This is a genomic window from Flagellimonas algicola (assembly GCF_005937185.1).
Classification (GTDB): Bacteria; Bacteroidota; Bacteroidia; order Flavobacteriales; family Flavobacteriaceae; genus Flagellimonas; species Flagellimonas algicola.
In genome coordinates, this window is record NZ_VCNI01000002.1 from 640,388 (window position 1) to 659,586 (window position 19,199).

The 19,199-nt window shown below is 42.3% G+C and carries 18 protein-coding genes; 9 read left to right on the forward strand and 9 right to left on the reverse strand.

Annotated elements, in window-relative coordinates; translation table 11 throughout:
• The first annotated feature begins 151 nt into the window (after positions 1-151).
• The 4 genes from aspS to FGG15_RS11755 all read left to right on the forward strand — a co-directional run bounded on the left by aspS (position 152) and on the right by FGG15_RS11755 (position 4,281).
• The gene (aspS, locus tag FGG15_RS11740; RefSeq protein WP_138836424.1) at positions 152-1,900 is read left to right on the forward strand and encodes an aspartate--tRNA ligase; all 1,749 of its coding nucleotides are present in this window, start codon (positions 152-154) and stop codon (positions 1,898-1,900) included.
• Between the two features lie 61 nt (positions 1,901-1,961).
• Positions 1,962-3,746 carry a chloride channel protein gene (locus tag FGG15_RS11745; protein WP_138836426.1) on the forward strand — a complete coding sequence of 595 codons (1,785 nt, stop codon included), beginning with the start codon at positions 1,962-1,964 and terminating at the stop codon, positions 3,744-3,746.
• Positions 3,743-4,006, forward strand: a complete 264-nt coding sequence (locus FGG15_RS11750; protein ID WP_138836428.1) for a hypothetical protein — start codon at positions 3,743-3,745, stop codon at positions 4,004-4,006. Before FGG15_RS11745 ends, FGG15_RS11750 begins: the two co-directional genes overlap by 4 nt.
• A gap of 80 nt (positions 4,007-4,086) precedes the next feature.
• A complete protein-coding gene (locus FGG15_RS11755; RefSeq protein WP_138836430.1) occupies positions 4,087-4,281 on the forward strand; it encodes a cold-shock protein in 195 nt (64 codons plus the stop codon).
• Between the two features lie 61 nt (positions 4,282-4,342).
• Here FGG15_RS11755 and FGG15_RS11760 read toward each other — a convergent pair whose 3' ends face one another.
• A complete protein-coding gene (locus FGG15_RS11760; RefSeq protein WP_138836432.1) occupies positions 4,343-4,708 on the reverse strand; it encodes a hypothetical protein in 366 nt (121 codons plus the stop codon).
• 79 nt (positions 4,709-4,787) lie between these two features.
• Positions 4,788-5,240 carry a nucleoside deaminase gene (locus FGG15_RS11765; protein WP_417936041.1) on the reverse strand — a complete coding sequence of 151 codons (453 nt, stop codon included), beginning with the start codon at positions 5,238-5,240 and terminating at the stop codon, positions 4,788-4,790.
• An 81-nt stretch (positions 5,241-5,321) separates the two neighbouring features.
• On the opposite strand from FGG15_RS11765, the gene dxs reads away from it, so the two are divergent.
• Entirely contained in the window at positions 5,322-7,085 is a 1,764-nt protein-coding gene (gene dxs, locus FGG15_RS11770; RefSeq protein ID WP_138836434.1) for a 1-deoxy-D-xylulose-5-phosphate synthase, read from the forward strand.
• Positions 7,086-7,091: 6 nt separating this feature from the next.
• Positions 7,092-8,150 carry a DUF3078 domain-containing protein gene (locus FGG15_RS11775; RefSeq protein WP_138836436.1) on the forward strand — a complete coding sequence of 353 codons (1,059 nt, stop codon included), beginning with the start codon at positions 7,092-7,094 and terminating at the stop codon, positions 8,148-8,150.
• Here the strand turns inward: FGG15_RS11775 and dgt are convergent.
• Positions 8,147-9,505 carry a dGTP triphosphohydrolase gene (dgt, locus tag FGG15_RS11780; protein WP_138836438.1) on the reverse strand — a complete coding sequence of 453 codons (1,359 nt, stop codon included), beginning with the start codon at positions 9,503-9,505 and terminating at the stop codon, positions 8,147-8,149. The two genes, FGG15_RS11775 and dgt, sit on opposite strands and share 4 nt — an antisense overlap.
• Positions 9,506-9,655: 150 nt before the next feature.
• Here dgt and FGG15_RS11785 point away from each other — a divergent pair, with 150 nt between their 5' ends.
• A complete protein-coding gene (locus FGG15_RS11785; RefSeq protein WP_138836440.1) occupies positions 9,656-11,932 on the forward strand; it encodes an inorganic phosphate transporter in 2,277 nt (758 codons plus the stop codon).
• 18 nt (positions 11,933-11,950) lie between these two features.
• Positions 11,951-12,667 carry a DUF6503 family protein gene (locus FGG15_RS11790; RefSeq protein WP_138836442.1) on the forward strand — a complete coding sequence of 239 codons (717 nt, stop codon included), beginning with the start codon at positions 11,951-11,953 and terminating at the stop codon, positions 12,665-12,667.
• A gap of 1 nt (position 12,668) precedes the next feature.
• Here the strand turns inward: FGG15_RS11790 and nadD are convergent, their stop codons facing one another.
• The 6 genes from nadD to FGG15_RS11820 all read right to left on the reverse strand — a co-directional run bounded on the left by nadD (position 12,669) and on the right by FGG15_RS11820 (position 17,347).
• On the reverse strand, positions 12,669-13,253 hold the full coding sequence (gene nadD / locus FGG15_RS11795) for a nicotinate (nicotinamide) nucleotide adenylyltransferase (RefSeq protein ID WP_138836444.1): 585 nt from the start codon (positions 13,251-13,253) through the stop codon (positions 12,669-12,671).
• A gap of 4 nt (positions 13,254-13,257) precedes the next feature.
• Positions 13,258-13,857, reverse strand: coding sequence for a guanylate kinase (gene gmk / locus FGG15_RS11800; protein ID WP_138836446.1), 600 nt, complete (start codon positions 13,855-13,857; stop codon positions 13,258-13,260).
• A complete protein-coding gene (locus tag FGG15_RS11805) occupies positions 13,854-14,711 on the reverse strand; it encodes a YicC/YloC family endoribonuclease (RefSeq protein WP_138836448.1) in 858 nt (285 codons plus the stop codon). Before FGG15_RS11805 ends, gmk begins: the two co-directional genes overlap by 4 nt.
• Before the next feature lie 77 nt (positions 14,712-14,788).
• Positions 14,789-15,505, reverse strand: coding sequence for a 3-keto-disaccharide hydrolase (locus FGG15_RS11810; protein WP_237561813.1), 717 nt, complete (start codon positions 15,503-15,505; stop codon positions 14,789-14,791).
• A 43-nt stretch (positions 15,506-15,548) separates the two neighbouring features.
• A complete protein-coding gene (locus tag FGG15_RS11815; RefSeq protein ID WP_138836452.1) occupies positions 15,549-16,298 on the reverse strand; it encodes a 3-keto-disaccharide hydrolase in 750 nt (249 codons plus the stop codon).
• A complete protein-coding gene (locus FGG15_RS11820; RefSeq protein WP_138836453.1) occupies positions 16,295-17,347 on the reverse strand; it encodes a sugar phosphate isomerase/epimerase family protein in 1,053 nt (350 codons plus the stop codon). Before FGG15_RS11820 ends, FGG15_RS11815 begins: the two co-directional genes overlap by 4 nt.
• A gap of 143 nt (positions 17,348-17,490) precedes the next feature.
• Here FGG15_RS11820 and FGG15_RS11825 point away from each other — a divergent pair, with 143 nt between their 5' ends.
• On the forward strand, positions 17,491-19,194 hold the full coding sequence (locus FGG15_RS11825; protein WP_138836455.1) for a GMC oxidoreductase: 1,704 nt from the start codon (positions 17,491-17,493) through the stop codon (positions 19,192-19,194).
• The last annotated feature ends 5 nt before the right edge of the window (positions 19,195-19,199 follow it).

Here is a 19,199-nt window from a genome sequence, read left to right on the forward strand (position 1 = left end):
TCCGGGCTGCGATTTTATATCAATGCGGATTTCTCCAAATCCAAGTTATCCTCCAGTTTATTGGATTAAGACCGACATCAAATAGAAAATGCATTTATCTAGCAGAAAATAATGGCATTCCCCTTAAATTTGCCCCTCCATAGCAAATAAAATGTATAGAACTAGCACTTGTGGTGCCCTCAGGGCCTCAGATATCAATTCGGAAGTTGTACTAAGCGGTTGGGTACACAAAGTAAGGGACAAAGGTTTTGTGGTCTGGGTAGATCTAAGGGATCGATATGGCATTACACAATTGGTTTTGGATCAAGATCGAACCCCTGATCAACTTTTGGATATGGCCAAGGAATTGGGTCGTGAAACAGTGATCCAGGTAAAAGGTCAGGTGATTGAGCGAGCTTCCAAGAACCCCAACATTCCTACAGGTGATATTGAAGTTTTGGTAAGTGAGCTTCAGGTTCTTAACGAATCAATTCTCCCTCCATTTACTATCGAAGATGAAACGGACGGCGGTGAGGATATTCGTATGAAGTACCGCTATCTGGATATCCGCAGAAATCCGGTTAAGGACAATTTGATTTTCAGGCATAAGGTTACCATGGAGGTTAGGAAATACCTTTCCAACCACGGATTTATTGAAGTGGAAACTCCCTATCTCATCAAATCCACTCCTGAAGGTGCCCGGGATTTTTTGGTGCCAAGTCGCATGAATGCTGGACAATTCTATGCTTTGCCCCAATCTCCCCAGACCTTTAAGCAATTGCTCATGGTGGGCGGAATGGACAAGTACTTCCAAATCGTAAAGTGCTTTAGGGATGAAGATTTGCGTGCAGACCGCCAACCCGAGTTTACACAGATTGATTGCGAAATGGCCTTCGTGGAACAAGAAGATATCTTGAATGCATTTGAAGGATTGACCAAACATCTATTAAAAGAAATTCATGGAGTTGATACCGGAGATTTTCCCAGAATCACCTTTGATGAAGCCATGCAGAAATATGGGAATGACAAACCCGATATTCGATTTGGTATGGAATTCGGAGAGCTAAATTCAGTAGCCCAACATAAAGAATTCAATGTCTTCAATGCAGCGGAGTTGGTTGTAGGTATCGCTGTCCCTGGTGGAGCGGCTTATACCCGAAAGGAAATTGACAAGCTTATTGATTGGGTCAAACGTCCTCAAGTAGGGGCCAAGGGAATGGTCTATGTAAAGTGCAATGAGGATGGCTCCTTTAAATCTTCCGTGGACAAATTCTACAATCAGGAAGATTTGGCCCAGTGGGCCGAAGTAACCAGAGCAAAAGCTGGTGATCTTATTTGTGTGCTTTCAGGGAGTGCCAACGAAACCAGGGCGCAACTCAGTGCACTTCGCATGGAATTGGCAGAGCGTTTAGGCCTAAGGAAACCAGATGAATTTGCCCCACTTTGGGTCATAGACTTTCCGTTGTTGGAATTGGATGAAGAAACAGGAACCTATCACGCCATGCACCACCCCTTTACCTCCCCTAAACCGGGTCAGTTGGAATTATTGGACTCCAAACCTGGCGATGTAAAGGCCAATGCCTATGATTTGGTGCTCAATGGAAATGAGATTGGAGGTGGTTCTATCCGTATTCATGATAAGGAAGTACAAGCCACCATGTTCAAACATTTGGGTTTCACCTCTGAAGAGGCCAAGGAACAGTTTGGGTTTTTAATGGATGCCTTCCAATATGGCGCCCCTCCACATGGAGGAATTGCTTTCGGTTTGGATAGGCTTGTTTCCATTTTGGGCGGTCAGGAAACCATCCGTGATTTTATTGCATTCCCCAAAAACAACAGCGGTAGGGATGTTATGATCGACGCCCCAGCCAATATAGACGAGGAACAATTGAAAGAGCTCCATCTGAAGTTAAATCTTTAAAGTAGTTACAAATCCCGCCGCTGAGCGGGATTTTTAATACTTTTAAGTACAGTTGCATTCAATGCCCAACAAAAAGAAAAATCTCCTCACCCGATTTCTCAAATGGCGGTATAAAAATATCTCCAACAAAACCTTTGTTCATATTATGAGCGTGGTGGTTGGGTTTACGGCTGGATTGGCAGCAGTCTCCTTAAAAAATATCACCTACTTTATTCAGGCACTCTTGGAAGGAGGTATTGTTATTTCCGAAAATCAACTCTACTTTATCTTACCGGTTTTTGGGCTGACCTTGGTGTATCTGTATGTGAAGTTTGTGCATAAAAAACCCATACAACATGCTGTATCTTCCATTATTTTTTCACTTTCAAAAAAAGGAGGGCTGCTAAAAGCCAAAAACATATATACCCCTTTGATCGCGGCACCATTAACGGTGGGTTTTGGAGGTTCTGTAGGGTTATTGGGGCCAGCTGTCAAGTCTGGAGCTGCCATTAGCTCCAATCTCAGTAGGTTATTCCATATTGATGCGAAGACCCGTTCCCTTCTGGTAGCCTGTGCTTCCGCAGGAGCCATTTCTTCCATTTTTCAATCGCCCATTGCTGCCATAATTTTTGCGGTGGAGGTGTTTACCCTTGACCTTACCATGCTATCCATGCTGCCCTTGCTTTTGGCTTCTATTTCCGGAGTGCTTACCTCCTATTTCTTTTTGGGCAACGAAGTCCTTTTTAGTTTCTCATTATCTGAGGGGTTTGAACTTAAAGACACTTTCTTTTACATATTATTGGGCGTAGGAACCGCTTTTGCTTCCATCTACTTTACCAAAATGTACTTTGCCATCCTGGAGTTTTTTAAACGTTTCAAAAGTCCGAAATACAAGCTTTTGGTTGGTGGTTTGGCCATTGGAATCATGCTTTATGCCATTCCGCCCTTGTATGGTGAAGGTTTTGGTTTTATAAACAACCTCTTGGACGGAGATCATATTGAAGCCTTGGGCAAAACCCCTTTTGATGCCTACACCCACAATATTTGGGTGGTTATAGCCCTTTTGTTTGGTATTACCATTTTCAAGGCCATTGCTATGACTACCACCTTTGCCGCCGGAGGTGCCGGGGGAATTTTCATTCCAACTATGGTTATGGGAAGTGCTCTGGGAAACGTGGTGGCCAAGGTCATCAACAATCTAGGGTTGGGCTTCGATGTTTCAGAGAGTAATTTCACACTTATTGGAATGGCCGGCTTGATTGCCGGGGTTATCCATGCTCCACTGACCGCCATATTCTTGATTGCGGAAATAACAGGCGGGTATCAACTTTTTGTGCCATTGATGATTACCGCCTCCATTTCCTATCTCATTACCAAAAACGCACTGGATTACACCATTTACACCAAAGAATTGGCTAAAATTGGCGCCCTGCTCACCCACAACAAAGATCAAATGGTCTTGGGTTTGATGGAAATGGATGATGTCATCGAGACAAACTTTAAATCGGTACATCCAGAAATGTCCTTGGGGCAAATGTTGCATGAATCCGTTTCCAAATCCAAACGCAACATATTTCCTGTATTGAACGAGAACCAAAAGTTAATGGGCATTATAGTTTTGGATGACATCCGTGAATTTATGTTTGATAAAAAGCTTTATGACACGGTCTATGTCAAAAATCTGATGCATGCCCCGCCGGAACATATATTTTACAATTCGGACAACATGAAACAGGTGATGCGAAAATTTCAGGACAGTGGCGCCTGGAACCTTCCGGTGATTAAGGATGGAAAATATGTCGGTTTTATTTCAAAATCAAAGCTCTTGACCGCCTATCGAAGAAAATTGATCAATTACACCCGATGAAATTCAAACTAAAATATATTACCCTTATTGCGGTATTCGCTTCCTTTGGTTCCATCATCTATGGTTTTACCATCAAAGAAGAAAATACCCGAAAAGCCAATAAATTTATTGGTGCCGGAACTGCTGGACTATTTTTGGTGGCCATGCCTCTTTTCTTGCTAAAAGCAAGCAAGGGTAAGCAGATGAAGGATTATATGTTGACCAAAGAGAACATTAAAAAGATGCAGTCAAACGAGGAAAAAAAGACTGAAAATCAATAATTTTCTTAAGATTTAAACTTGAAATCATCCAAAGCAAATTAAAATAAACTACATTAGTACTTTAACAATTATTTATTTTAATGACTGGCACAGTAAAATTTTTTAATGGATCCAAAGGTTATGGGTTCATTACTAACGACGACACAGGAAAAGACATTTTTGTTCATGTTACCGCATTGAACGGAGTGGAATTGAACGAAGGCGACAAAGTAGAATACCAAGAAGAAGAAGGAAGAAAAGGAGTGGTTGCTGCACAAGTGCAGGTAATCGGATAACAATATTTTATTTTGATTTGACAAAGCCCTGATAGTATCAGGGCTTTTTTTGTGCCAAAATCTATTGTTCACCCTTGTCCTTGTCATCAGTTGGGCAAGAACATAGTGCAGCGTATAAGGCAGCATTATTTTTCTTATCTATTTTGGAACAGACTGCTGGTTTTCTACAACCTTCTCTAGCTCCCTTTTTTTTGATGGGGCTTTCGCCGGATTTACATCGCGCAATACCGTCCATGATTCCTTTGGCATAATCTATTTGCCCTTTACTTCGCCATTCATCAGCATGTTGTTCTCCTACCCGCATCGCTTCTGAACTATGGCAGTACATTTTTGCAGTATTCAGTCCTTGCTCAAACGTCCACTTTTCCTGAGCGCTTGAAAAGAAGACCATTGTTAAACCCAAAACTAAGGTCATGTAAAATTTCATATTCAATATTTTATACGTTAGAATATCAAATATATGTAATCTTTTTCTTACATAATTATCGGGTGAGAGATATAAAAAGTTAATTCAAATTCCGCCGTTGAATAAAAAACCGTTTAAGCATTTCAGAAGACTCATGCTCCAAAATTCCTCCAACAACCTCGGTTTTGGGATGCATATGGCCTCCCATCACTTTAAATCCCCGTTCCAAATCGGGAGCGCCATATACCACTCTGGATACCTGACTCCAATACAAGGCTCCAGCGCACATTTGACAGGGTTCCAAAGTCACATATAAGGTACAGCCGTGTAGATATTTCCCGCCCAAAAAATTGGAAGCAGCGGTGATGGCCTGCATTTCGGCATGAGCAGTAACGTCCTTAAGGCGTTCTGTTAGGTTGTGAGCACGTCCAATAATCCTATTGTTGACCGCAACTACAGCCCCTACCGGAACTTCTCCATTTTCAAAGGCAATTTGGGCCTCTTGCAGTGCCTTCTTCATAAAATAGTTATCGTCGAACGGATTTTCCACCATTTGTTTGCAATCTTTTATAAGATGGCTAAGCTAAGCATAAATTCAATTTGAGGAATATGGGTACTTTTGTTTTTTGTTTCCTTGAAAAAACTTTTATCACATATCAATTCCCCAAAAGACCTCAAAAAGCTGTCCGCATCAGAGTTGCCCCTTCTCGCGCAAGAACTTCGGGAATTCATTATAGATATTGTGGCCACCAAAGAGGGGCACTTAGGTGCCAGCCTTGGGGTTGTGGAACTCACCATTGCGCTACATTATGTTTTTGATACGCCCAATGACAAACTAATTTGGGATGTGGGACATCAAGCCTATGGCCATAAAATATTGACCGGCAGAAAAGAAATCTTTGACACCAACAGGCAGAAGGATGGGATTAGCGGTTTTCCCAAAAGAAGTGAAAGCGAATATGATGATTTTGGCACTGGGCACAGCTCTACCGCTATTTCTGCCATATTGGGAATGGCCATGGCCTCAAAGCTTCAAGGTGATTATTCCAAACAGCATATTGCCGTGGTCGGAGATGCCTCCATTGCCAGCGGTATGGCTTTTGAAGGCTTGAATCATCTGGGTGTATCCAATACCAATGCTCTTATTGTACTGAATGACAATGCCATTGGAATTGACCCAAGTGTGGGTGCATTAAAAAAATACTTGACCAATGTAAAGAAGGGAACGGCCAAAGATGAAAATATCTTTGAATGTCTTAATTTGAATTATTCCGGCCCACTGGACGGCCATGATATCCATGCATTGATCGCGGTATTGGAGCTATTAAAAAATGTTCCAGGGCCAAAACTATTGCACGTCATTACCACAAAAGGGAAAGGTCTAAAAAAGGCTGAAGAAAACCAGGTGGTGTACCATGCTCCGGGAAAGTTTGACAAATTTACCGGGGAACGTATCCATAAAACCGGGGAAGAACAACCCCCAAAATACCAAGATGTTTTTGGACAGACCCTTGTGGAACTGGCAAGGAAAAATGAAAGGATTGTAGGAATTACACCAGCGATGCCCTCGGGAAGTTCTTTGAAATTCATGATGGACGAAATTCCAGATAGGGCTTTTGACGTGGGTATTGCAGAGCAGCATGCCGTCACCTTGGCAGCTGGAATGGCCACTCAAGGATTGATTCCATTCTGCAATATCTACTCCACCTTTTTACAACGCGCCTACGACCAGGTTATTCACGATGTTGCTCTGCAAAACCTTCCGGTTGTGTTCTTTTTGGATCGTGCTGGATTGGTGGGTCAGGATGGTCCTACCCATCACGGGGTTTTTGATCTGGCCTATTTAAGGTGCATTCCCAATCTCACTATTTTTTCTCCCATGAACGAGATGGAACTCCGGAATATAATGTTCACCGTTCAGCAAGGAACAACAGGGCCCATAGCCATACGCTACCCTAGGGGAAGAGGTGTCAATCTGGAGTGGAAAAACCAGTTTGAACCCATTGTATTAGGCAAAGCACGCTGTTTACAAGAGGGTTCCAGAATTGCCATCCTCACCATTGGACATATAGGAAATCGAGTTCCACAATTGCTGGAAAAACTGGATAATCCGAATGAAATTGGCCATTACGATATGCGTTTCGTCAAACCATTGGATCACAAATTGCTGAAGCACGTCTTTCAGACGTATGACCGTATCATTACAGTGGAAGACGGATGCAAAATGGGTGGGTTTGGTTCTGCCATTCTCGAATTTGCCAATCAAGAAAATTTTAAAAATCCAGTTAAGATTTTCGGCATACCTGATAACTTTGTTGAACATGGAACAATTTCCGAAACACATACCATGGCTGGTATAGATTTTGATGCAATTTTTTCTTATATAAAATCAACCTAATCCAAAATGCGATCAACCCTTTTACTGTTTCTTTTCTTTGCAGTATCCTATTCCATCAGTGCACAGGTAAATCCTTTAAATGTTTTCGAGAAAGACTCCGTTGAACCTGGTTTTCAGGTGGTAAAAATCAAGGATGTCAAATTGAAATATCTTACCAGGGCGGCCCGACTGACAGACCCAAGAACACCATTGAACCGCGTAAAGCCTTTGCTTAAGAAGTACAAAAAATTTGTCCCCCAGTCCTTTTGGAAAAAAACCAATGAACTGGGCATTAACTTAAATGAAGTGGCCTTTGTAAACTGGAATGCGGGTGGTGACAATTCGGTTTCGGCTTTGGCCAATGCAAGATTTACCCGGAATTACAAGTTCAGATACCTTACTTGGAACAATGATCTGCGGCTGCGCTATGGTCTAAATGCCCAAGAAGGACGACAGCTTCGAAAAACGGATGATCAAATTCGGATCGCTTCAACCTTTGGTTTTAGAAAGGATACCATAACCAATTGGTACTATTCTGTGAAGGCCAACTTTAACACGCAGTTTTCCAATGGTTACAAATATCCCGATAGGACCAACCCCATTTCCCGTTTTATGGCACCCGGTTACTTATTCCTTGGAGCTGGAACCTCCTATATTCCTGATGGGAAGAAATTTAATCTGTATATTTCCCCTATTACCCAAAAGGCAACCTTTGTCCTGGACGAAGAACTATCCAGCCAGGGTGTTTTTGGAGTAGAGGCAGACGAACACATCTTTATGGAATTTGGTTTTTTAGTGACCAATTCGTGGGAAACGGAAATATTGAAAAATGTGCTGATGAATCATCGACTTAGTCTGTATAGTGACTATATTGAAAGTTTTGGCAATGTTGATGTGGATTGGGAACTCAACTTTAATCTCACGGTCAATAAATTTATCAAAGCCAATATTGGAACACACTTGATTTTTGATGACGACATAAAGTTTGATGAGGTGGCAGATGCCGATGGAAACATTATAGACCCGGGAATTCCTAGAATCCAATTCAAACAATTGTTGGGGGTTGGACTCAATTATGCCTTCTAAAACTCTTTCCCCATAAGTTTGTTGTGCAAGTGTACAGCCGCACTATCCGATAAACTGGCCACATAGCAACTTGTGTCCAAGAGGATTTTATAGACCGATGCATCCGTGTTGCTGTAATTTTCCGGAAGACTTTTGACCAACAATTTATCATAATTGGTTCCTTTGCCATTCTTGATATTGAGCAGGGACGTGGTGTAGATATCCAATATATCCGAAATAATCCGATACCCCGCCAATTCCTTGTCTATGACTTCTTGGGATTGATAAACTTTTTCAACACTCAATTTGATGATGTCATCTACCTGGGCCTGGTACTTTCCCTTGTCCAACAAGGCAGACGCAAAGCCGCCGGTCATGATTTCATCGGAATATCTGTCAAAGACCTCAACCGCATCCCTGATCAGGGTATTGATGGCCAAGGCCCGCAAATAACTCAACCGGTCGCTTGAACTTGCTATGGCATTGTATTTCTTGGTATTGATATTGTCCTTCACCAAATTAATGAGATATTCCAAAGCATATTCCTCCGGAATAAGACCTAGATTGATCCCATCTTCAAAGTCGATGATGGTATAACAAATATCATCCGCCGCCTCTACCAAATAGGTCAAAGGATGTCTAAAGAAACCTATATCAGGATGGCTGGGGTTTTTAACCAATCCAATTTCTTCCACCACCTCCAAAAAAATGTCCTTTTCGGATTGAAAGAAACCAAACTTCTTGTCAGCGATATGCTTTGAGGGTTTTTTGGGCAGTGATCCTTTGGGGTATTTCATAAAAGCACCTAAAGAACCATAGCTTAATCGCAAACCTCCTGGAATACCTTCTTTGGATTCCGTAAGCAATTTGAATCCGTTGGCATTGCCTTCAAAATCCACCAAATCCTGATATTCATTGTCCGTCAAATAGCTTTTGAAGGCTTTTCCATTCCCTTGCGCAAAGAAATTACCAATAGATTTTTCACCACTGTGTCCAAATGGTGGATTCCCAATATCATGGGCCAATGCAGCAGCAGCCACAATAGCTCCAAAATCATTGAATTGATATCCATGAATCTCCGTCAAATAAGGGTTTTTGGCCAAGATTTGTTGTCCGGCCACTCGGCCCAAACTTCGTCCCACCACGGAAACCTCTAGACTATGGGTCAGCCTTGTATGTACAAAAGCCTTTTTAGATCCAACACTTATGGGCATGGGAACAACTTGGGTCTTGTCTTGGAGACTTCGGAATGCCGAGGAGAAAATAATTCGATCATAATCCACCTCAAAACCCAACCGGGTTTCATTTTGCTCCTTTCGCAATCTTTTATGGGTATCTCCTTGCCGTTTTAGAGACAATAATTGTTCCCAATCCATAGGTGATTTAGTTTTGGACGAAGATATGTCAAAAGACATAGCACAACTCGGAAAAGCCCATATATTTGCATGATTTGTTACGTGATTTGGTAACACTTTGGTAACTTGATTTCGAATTTATAATGGCATTTTTGCCATATTTCTTTTTTGATGGGGGAGAACATCTATATTTTCATGGTTATTGCTTTGGGAATCTTGGCAATTACCGATTTGGTAGTGGGTGTCAGCAATGATGCCGTTAACTTCTTAAACTCCGCAATCGGGTCCAAGGCCATATCCTTCAAGACCATTATGATCATTGCAAGTGTTGGTATAGCTTTTGGTGCAATGTCATCTAGCGGAATGATGGAAGTAGCCAGAAAGGGAATCTTCAATCCGGGTGAATTTGTCTTTGAAGAAATCATGTTCATATTCATGGCGGTCATGATCACGGACATACTGCTGCTGGATTTTTTCAACACCCTGGGAATGCCTACTTCTACCACGGTTTCCATTGTTTTTGAACTCTTGGGAGCCTCCGTTGCCATTTCCTTGGTGAAAATCATCAAAGTGGATGGGACCTTCTCTGATTTGGGCGCATACATCAACACGGATAAAGCCGCACAGATTATTTTCGGAATACTTTTATCGGTCTTTATAGCCTTTACCATAGGAGCTATTATTCAATTTATATCACGGCTCTTGATCTCATTTGATTTTAAGTCGAAACCGAAATGGGTAGAGTCCATTTATGGCGGATTGGCCATCTCCGCCATCATATATTTCATTTTGGTAAAGGGTTTGAAAAGTGCTGCCCTGTTCAATGATTCCGTTTCGACCTTCGTGGCCGAACAGCCTTTTTTGTTCATCTTGGCAAACATCATCATCTGGAGTTTCATCTCCTATATCTTGGCTGTTTTTCTAAGATGGAACATCTACAAAATCGTAATTGCTTTTGGGACTTTTGCATTGGCCATGGCTTTTGCAGGGAACGATCTTGTCAATTTTATCGGTGTTCCAATTGCCGCATTACAGTCATTTCAAGATTGGCAAATTTCTGGGATTGCACCTAGTGAGTTTAACATGCGTGGTCTGTCGGCTGCGGTTCAGACACCCACCTTGCTTTTGCTATTGTCCGGAGGCATCATGGTAATCACCCTTTGGTTTTCTTCCAAAGCCAAAAGCGTTGTCAAAACCAGTGTGGACCTTTCCAGACAGGATGAGGGTGAAGAGCGCTTCCAACCCAATTATCTTTCAAGACAATTGGTAAAGTTTAGTATTACGGCCTTTTCCAACTTAGGTAAGGTCGTTCCTCCATCCATACAAAAAAGGGTGGATAAACAATTTGTGCTTCCCAATATTTATGTACCAAAAACCAAGGTACAAGATCAACCTGCCTTTGATCTTATCAGGGCTTCCGTGAATCTTATGGTGGCCAGTGTTTTGATTTCCATTGCCACATCCATGAAACTTCCTTTGTCAACAACTTATGTGACTTTTATGGTGGCCATGGGGACCTCTTTGGCAGACCGTGCATGGGGAGCGGAAAGTGCCGTGTATAGGGTTGCAGGGGTTTTGAATGTGATTGGAGGTTGGTTCTTTACCGCGCTCAGTGCATTTGTGGCAGCAGCCATAATCGCCTATATCCTGCACTTGGGCAAATTTGTAGCTCTGATTGTTCTACTACTTTTTGCGGCCGTAATCCTGCTGCGCAACTACTTGTCCCATAACAGAAAAAACAAGGTGATCAAAGCGGAAGATAGTCTACGAAGGGCAGAAAGCAGTTCCATTCAAGGGGTCATTGAGGAAAGTGCCAGTAACATCGCCAATGTAATCAAAAGAACGAATAAGATTTATACCAATTCCATAAATGGATTGGCTAAACAGGATTTGGAGCTTTTAAAGAAAAACAAGAAACAGGGCGCCAAACTTTCATCTGAAATAGAGGATCTAAGAAATCATCTTTTCTTCTTTATCAAGAATCTGGATGAGGCTAATGTAGGGGCAAGTAATTTTTACATCAATACCTTGACCCACTTAACGGATATGTCCCAATCCCTGGAGTACATCGGTAAAGTGAGCCATAAACATGTGAACAACAACCACAAAAAGTTAAAATACAATCAAATCAAGGAGCTAAAAGAACTTGATTATAAGATTGATTCACTTTTTGAGCAAGGGTATAAAATATTTGAAAATCGATCCTTTGAGGATATCCAAAGCGTTTTGGAAACTCGTAAGGAACTCTTCAATTTGGTGTCGGACAAGATAGCCCGTCAGATATCAAGAACAAGAACAGAAGAGTCTAGTCCCAAGAACACGACACTTTACTTTTCCCTATTGACCGAGAGCAAGGATTTAATAGAAGTTATCTATGAGCTTTTGGAACTCTACTTTGTGGAACACGACAGTTCTGTGGAGCCTGCCCGTATCCCCGGTTCCGAGTAATTTAATTAACTTGCCGGCATGCGTTATCTTACTTTTATACTGACTTTGCTCATCTGCAATGTCCTTCAGGCCCAAACAGCCCTATCTGCTGATGAATTGCTGGAAAGAACCATTAATTTTCATGACCCAAACGGGCAATGGTCCACTTTTAACAGCGAGTTTGTGGTGCGCATGGAAACCCCAAAGTCAGAGGATCGCACCAGTGTAATTGCACTAAATGTTCCAAAGCAACAATTTGGGTTGATGGTGGAACAAAATGGGAACCAATTTGGTTTCAAGTTTGAAAAACAGCAATGCACCACCACTTTAAATGGCAGTTCCGAAATATCCGAGGAGCAACGGAAAGAATTTCGTTTGACCTGTGATCGTGGAAAAATCATGCGGGATTATTACACCTACCTCTATGGACTACCCATGAAGATCAAAGATCCTGGTGCTGTGCTGGACAGCAAAGTCCAAACTAAAACCTTCAAGGGGAAGGAATATCTGGTTTTAAAGGTAAGCTACGAAGAGGGTGTGGGCAACGATGTCTGGTATTTCTATTTTGACCCTGAAACCTACGCTATGGTGGTCTATCAATTTTATCATGATGAATCCAAGGGTGATGGAGAGTACATTTTACTACAAGGTTTGGAGGGGGTCAACGGCATAAAAATGCCCAAAACCAGAGCGTGGTACTACAACAAGGATGATAAATATCTAGGGACGGATATCCTGTCCAACAAGACCGAATAGACTATCGATAAAAATTCATCTCATCCATATACTTCCAAACCGCTTCGGGAAGCAAGGCTCTAATACTTTTCCCTTCCTTATGTGATTTGCGAATAAAGGTGGAGGAGATTTCCATAATAGGGGCATTCACCCTATGAATTTTTGGATGATCCTTAAATTGGTGTTCCAAAGTACTTTCCGAAATTCTGGGATACACATAAATGGAATGATTTTCCAATATGGTCCCATAATTTTTCCATTTGTGGAAACTCTTAAGATTATCCTCTCCCATAATCAGGGAAAACTGATATTCCTTTCCAAACTGTTCGTCCAGATGAACCAATGTATTGACCGTATAGTTGGGTTGTGGTAGGTTGAATTCAATTTTACTGGGTTTCAACTTTGGATAATCCTGAACCGCTTCATAAACCATCTGATATCTGTGATGGTCATCCAACAGCGTTTGCTTGGCCTTAAACGGACTTTGCGGGGTAATTACAAACCAAACCTCATCCAAGTTGGAAAACTCCACCATATGATTTGCAATGACCAAATGGCCTATATGAATGGGGTTGAACGTACCAAAGTAAAGTCCTACCTGTTTCATCTTGCTATTTTTCCTCGAAATCAGGAATTTCTGCTCCAACAAATTCCGCTACCAGCTTGTGGGATTCTTGAAATGCCACGTCAAGGTCATAGTTCTTGATCACCTTGTCAAACTGTGGGGCCGTGGCCAATTCTACCGAAGCTTTGGCCACACGCATATTTATCTTGTCCTCACTTTCAGTGCTTCGCTTTTTAAGGCGAATCTTAAGTTCATCAACACTTGGTGGTTTTACAAAAACCGCTAAAGTTTCTTCTGGAAACTTCTTTTTGATTCGGAGTCCTCCAACCACATCAATATCAAAAATCACATTTTTCCCTTCGGCCCATAATCGCTCCACCTCACTGTTCAAAGTACCATAGAAATTATCTCGGTACACTTCTTCCCATTCTAGGAAATCGCCATTTTTAATATGCTTTTTAAACTCTGGAATGGACATAAAGTAATAATTGATTCCATCCCGCTCCTCCCCTCTTTGAGGTCTGGATGTCGCCGAAACCGAAAAGGCCAAATTGAGTTCAGGTTGTTCCAAAAGATGTCTAACAATGGTGGTTTTTCCACTGCCCGAAGGGGCTGAAAAGATAATGAGCTTCCCTCCTTTTTTCATAGCACATTCAACATTTGTTCCTTGATCTTTTCCAATTCATCCTTCATTTGCACCACTAGTTGTTGCATGGGTGCATAATTGGCCTTGGAACCAATGGTATTGATTTCCCGACCTATTTCCTGGGCAATAAATCCTAGCTTTTTGCCATTGGAGTCATTGGATTTTAAGGTAGTCTCAAAATATTTTAAATGATTGTCCAGTCGTACTTTTTCTTCGGTAATATCATACTTCTCCAGGTAGTAGATCAATTCCTGCTCAAAGCGATTGGCATCGACCTCAACGGTCAAATCGGCCACGGCCTTTTCCAAACGTTCCCTTACCGTGTTCAATCGTTCGGGATCCATTTCCCTTACCTTTTGCAATAACTGATTCAAGCCGTCCAATCGGGACAAAAAATCTTGTTCCAATACTTTGCCTTCCTCACTTCGAAATTTGGATATTTCGGACAGCGCTTGTTTCATCGCCTTGACAATTTCCTCATACTCTGCCGGGTCAATATCGTTCTTTTCTGTTTTTAGCGTATCGGGCATTCTTAGGGCAAGTTCCAACAATTTAAGGTCGTCACCTTCGGTAATATTGGACAATTGTTGCATGTATTTCTTAACCACTCCTTGGTTAACCTCTGCCGTGGTCTCCTCTCCCGTGATTTCAACATAAAGTCCCAAATCAACCTTGCCGCGAACAAGAACATCTGCAATCATCTTTCTTAGTTCCAGTTCTTTTTCCCTATACGATTGCGGAATTCTGGCATTGATATCCAGATTTTTACTGTTGAGGGATTTGATCTCGATGGTTACTTTTTTGGAAGGAAGTTGCACAACATGCTTTCCAAAACCGGTCATGGATTGAATCATATGGGATGATTAAATTTTGGCAAAGGTAACCAAAATTGGATTTGGCCTCTTTCCAAGAAAACAATGGTTTTGATATCCTAGTCCAGTTCCCGAACCCAGATATTTCTATAGCTTACCCTACTATTGTCCCTATGGTCCTGTAGCATCAGGGGTCGCTTTCCATGTGATTTGTATTGCGGCCAACCAATATATTCAGAAGGGCCTTCAATCTCAAAATGATCCTGGATCAAAACGCCATTATGTAATACGGTAATAGTGGCAGGGCTAACTATGTTTCCACCCCTACTGAATTTTGGGGCGTGGTAGATAATATCATAGCTGTTCCATTCCCCAGATGGCACTGAGGCCATGGCCAAGGGAACCGATTGCTTGTAGATGGATCCTACCTGCCCATTCACATAAGTGCCATTGTCGTTGTTATCCAACACCTGTACCTCATAAAGCCCTTGAAGGAAGACGCCACTATTGGCTCGGTTTTGTCCTGACATTTGAACCTCCTTTGGAGATCTCCATTCAATATGAAGCTGTATGCTCCCAAAACTTTGTTTGGTCTGAATGTTTCCCGTTTTATCCTTGACTGTCATGCTGCCGTCTTTGTTCAAATGCCAATTCACCGACGTGCTGTCAGAAGTACTGATCCACTGATCAAAATCCTTCCCATTGAAAAGCACTATGGCATCACTAGGCGGTGCACCATCCAATCCAGGAGTAACCCTTGGAGGTACTGGTTCGTAAGTTTCTGTTGCTTCTGGTTGGGTAGGTCCATTAACTTGGCCAAATACGGAGCTTGCCATCAAAAGAATTGACAAGGCTAATACATAAGATTTTAAGGGCATACTAAAGCTCTTTGATTTTAATGTTTCTGTAGGACACGATATCTTTGTGATCCTGCAATCCAATTTTTCCGGTTTTATAGGCTCCAAATCCTTCCCAGCCTGCAAACTTGGAATCCGCAACCATGGCATCCCATTCATCGCCATGCACAGGGAACTCTACAATTTTTTCTCCATTGAGCATCACATGTCCATTATTTGTCTCATGGTTGATCATCAACTCAACATGATTCCATTCCCCGGCAGGCTTAACCGTTTTTTTGGAAGGTGCAATCATATCATAAAGGGATCCCGCTTGGTGGGTGGTCCCATTTTTGGCATCGGGATGTCTTTCATCATCCAAAACCTGGATTTCGGGCCCGGTTAAATACGGTTGTCCATATTCACTACTTTCATAAATCCCCCAAAAAATGCCACTGTTGCCCCCTTCAGAAATCTTCCACTCCAAAGACAACACAAAATTGGTGAAATCCTTGTCTGTGACAATATTGTAGTATTCTCCTTCCTCTCTTTCCTCGGGTGGGTAAAACACCATGTTCCCATCTTCCAATTTCCAAGGCTCGTCAATTTCTCCCGAATTATATAAGTGCCATCCGTTAAAGGAGGAACCATCAAATAAGGTAACCCATCCGTCATCTTCCTTGTCCATTTGTGTTTCGGTTTCCTGTGGTGTTTCTTCCTTGGGTTCGTCTTTGGCTTTCTCCTTACATGCAAAGAGCACGGCCACCAGGGCCAACAAGGTCAATTTTTTCATAATCCCAATATTCTTTTAAGTTTTTCTTTATCTGTTGCTGCACCTGCAAAATCATCAAAGGTTTTGGTGGTGGCATCTATAATATGATCCTGAATGAATATTGCCCCCTCACGGGCCCCTTGTTCCGGACTTTTTATAACGCATTCCCATTCCATTACCGCCCAAACATCGCAACCGTATTGCGTTAGTTTGGAAAAGATGGTCTTGAAGTCGATTTGACCATCTCCCAACGAACGGTATCTTCCTGCGCGGTCGCCCCAGTCGTTGTAACCTCCAAAGGCACCTTTCTTTCCGGTTGGATTGAACTCTGAATCCTTAACGTGGAAAGATTTGATGAATTCGTGGTAATGGTCAATGTAGGTGATGTAATCCAACTGTTGCAAAACAAAATGGCTTGGATCGTATAGAATATTTACCCGTTTATGGTTTCCAGTGGCTTCCAAAAAGCGCTCAAAAGTGTCCCCGTCGTGCAAATCCTCTCCTGGATGAATCTCATAACACACATCAACACCTTCCTCATCAAAGTGATTTAAAATGGGCATCCATCTTTTGGCCAGTTCCTCAAAACCCAACTCCACCAAACCCGGAGGTCTTTGTGGCCAAGGATGCCAGGTATGCCATAGTAACGCTCCCGAGAATGTAGCGTGGGCCTTAATTCCCAGCCTTCTACTTGCCGTTGCCGCTTTTTTTACCGTCTCCACGGCCCATTCGGTTCTAGCCTTTGGGTTGTTTTTTACCGCATCTGGCGCAAAATTATCGAACATAATATCATAGGCCGGATGCACCGCCACCAACTGTCCTTGCAAATGGGTGGAAAGTTCCGTGATTTCCAAACCGTAGGAGTTGATTTTACCCTTAAGTTCATCACAATAGGCTTGGCTTTCTGCAGCTTTATCCAAATCAATCAAGAAGGGTACCCAAGTGGGAATTTGAACCCCTTTGTAACCCAAATCTGATGCCCATTTACACAATCCGTCCAAGGAATTGAACGGGGCTTGGTCATCCACAAATTGAGCTAGAAATACTGCAGGTCCTTTAATAGTTTTCATTTAAAATACTTTGCTAAGAATTGTTTGTTCGTTAATTTTTTATGATTTATCTCCTATTTTTAAGAAAAAACCAAGGATGTTTTTATCTTCCGTGGCAGAAGTTATAAATATAGGGATTAGCCAACAATAAAAACAGCACAATTGTGAACGAAAATGTGGTTTATGACGCCATAGTGGTAGGAACCGGAATCACTGGAGGTTGGGCGGCCAAGGAGCTTTGCGAAAACGGACTTAAGACCCTTGTGCTGGAACGAGGCCCCATGGTCAAGCATATTGAGGATTACAAGACTATGAACTGGGATGCCTGGGACATGCCCTATAATGGTGAACTTTCCTTGGAAGACAAGAAAAAATACCCCAAGCAACTTCGTGTGGGCTGGGCCCCCAAGGATGACGTCAAACATTTTTTTGTGAACGATTTGGAGCATCCCTATCAAGAAACCAAGCGTTTCGACTGGATCAGGGGCTACCATGTGGGCGGTAGATCTATAACCTGGGGCAAGCAGAGCTATCGCTGGAGCGACATCGATTTTGAAGCCAATAAGAAAGATGGACACGGGGTGGACTGGCCTGTGAGGTACAAAGATATTTCCCCTTGGTATGACAAGGTGGAAACCTATATAGGGGTAAGTGGGCAAAATTTAGGCCTCAAACAGTTACCAGATGGTAAATTTCAACCCCCCATGGAACTGAATTGTGTGGAAAAGGAGCTTCAAGCATCCATGAAAACCGGCTTTGAAGATGATAGGCTGTTGACTATTGGAAGAGTTGCCCATATTACAGATAAGACCGCTCAATTTGAAGGTCGTACTGTTTGTCAATATAGAAATCGATGTTGGCGGGGCTGTCCTTTTGGAGGATACTTTAGCAGTAATTCATCCACTCTACCAGCCGCTGAGCGTACCGGAAATATGACCCTGCGTCCCAATTCCATTGTGCATGAAGTTATCTACGATGAGAGCAAAAAGATGGCCACTGGTGTACGGGTGATTGATTCGGAAACCCAAGAGAAACTGGAATTTAAAGGTAAAATAGTCTTCCTCTGTGCTTCTGCCATGGCCTCGGTTGGGATTTTGTTGCAATCCAAATCCAAAACATTCCCCAATGGGATGGGAAACAACTATGACCAGGTAGGTCGAAATATTATGGATCACCATTACCAATTAGGTGCTTATGCAAAGGTAGATGGTCATTTGGATAAGTACTATAAAGGTAGAAGGCCCAATGGTTTTTATATTCCCCGATTTGTCAATTTGGATGCCAAAACCAAACGCGAAGGATTCTTGCGCGGTTTTGGTTATCAAGGTGGGGCAGGAAGAAATAATTGGTCCGAAATGGTAGCCGAAATGGGTTATGGCCCTTCTCTTAAACAAGCTATTTTAAAACCCGGAGGATGGCAAATAGGCATGACAGGTTTTGGAGAAATGCTTCCGTATCCTGACAACAGGGTGACTCTGAGCAAGGACAAAAAGGATCAATGGGGATTACCCCAATTGGATTTTGATGTGGAGTTCAAGGAGAATGAGCTTAAAATGCGAGAAACCATCAAGGAAGAAGCAGTTGCCATGTTGAAAGTGGCCGGTTTCCGAGATGTTGAGCCTTACGAGAATGAAACGGGACCAGGTCTTGGCATCCATGAGATGGGTGGTGCACCTATGGGCCACAACCCAAAAACATCGGTATTGAACAAACACAACCAAGTTCACAGTGTGCCCAATGTTTATGTAACAGATGGGGCTTTTATGAGCTCTGCAAGCTGTGTAAATCCATCATTGACCTATATGGCCTTTACGGCCAGGGCTGCAAATCATGCAGCAGAACAGTTTAAACAAAATAAATTTTCTTAAATACC

Coding starts and splice junctions, on each gene's coding strand:
- aspS (WP_138836424.1), top strand. CDS start 152: ATGTATAGAACTAGCACTTGTGGTGCCCTCAGGGCCTCAGATATCAAT.
- FGG15_RS11745 (WP_138836426.1), top strand. CDS start 1,962: ATGCCCAACAAAAAGAAAAATCTCCTCACCCGATTTCTCAAATGGCGG.
- FGG15_RS11750 (WP_138836428.1), top strand. CDS start 3,743: ATGAAATTCAAACTAAAATATATTACCCTTATTGCGGTATTCGCTTCC.
- FGG15_RS11755 (WP_138836430.1), top strand. CDS start 4,087: ATGACTGGCACAGTAAAATTTTTTAATGGATCCAAAGGTTATGGGTTC.
- FGG15_RS11760 (WP_138836432.1), bottom strand. CDS start 4,708: ATGAAATTTTACATGACCTTAGTTTTGGGTTTAACAATGGTCTTCTTT.
- FGG15_RS11765 (WP_417936041.1), bottom strand. CDS start 5,240: ATGGTGGAAAATCCGTTCGACGATAACTATTTTATGAAGAAGGCACTG.
- FGG15_RS11775 (WP_138836436.1), top strand. CDS start 7,092: ATGCGATCAACCCTTTTACTGTTTCTTTTCTTTGCAGTATCCTATTCC.
- dgt (WP_138836438.1), bottom strand. CDS start 9,505: ATGGATTGGGAACAATTATTGTCTCTAAAACGGCAAGGAGATACCCAT.
- FGG15_RS11785 (WP_138836440.1), top strand. CDS start 9,656: ATGGGGGAGAACATCTATATTTTCATGGTTATTGCTTTGGGAATCTTG.
- FGG15_RS11790 (WP_138836442.1), top strand. CDS start 11,951: ATGCGTTATCTTACTTTTATACTGACTTTGCTCATCTGCAATGTCCTT.
- nadD (WP_138836444.1), bottom strand. CDS start 13,253: ATGAAACAGGTAGGACTTTACTTTGGTACGTTCAACCCCATTCATATA.
- gmk (WP_138836446.1), bottom strand. CDS start 13,857: ATGAAAAAAGGAGGGAAGCTCATTATCTTTTCAGCCCCTTCGGGCAGT.
- FGG15_RS11805 (WP_138836448.1), bottom strand. CDS start 14,711: ATGATTCAATCCATGACCGGTTTTGGAAAGCATGTTGTGCAACTTCCT.
- FGG15_RS11810 (WP_237561813.1), bottom strand. CDS start 15,505: ATGGCAAGCTCCGTATTTGGCCAAGTTAATGGACCTACCCAACCAGAA.
- FGG15_RS11815 (WP_138836452.1), bottom strand. CDS start 16,298: ATGAAAAAATTGACCTTGTTGGCCCTGGTGGCCGTGCTCTTTGCATGT.
- FGG15_RS11820 (WP_138836453.1), bottom strand. CDS start 17,347: ATGAAAACTATTAAAGGACCTGCAGTATTTCTAGCTCAATTTGTGGAT.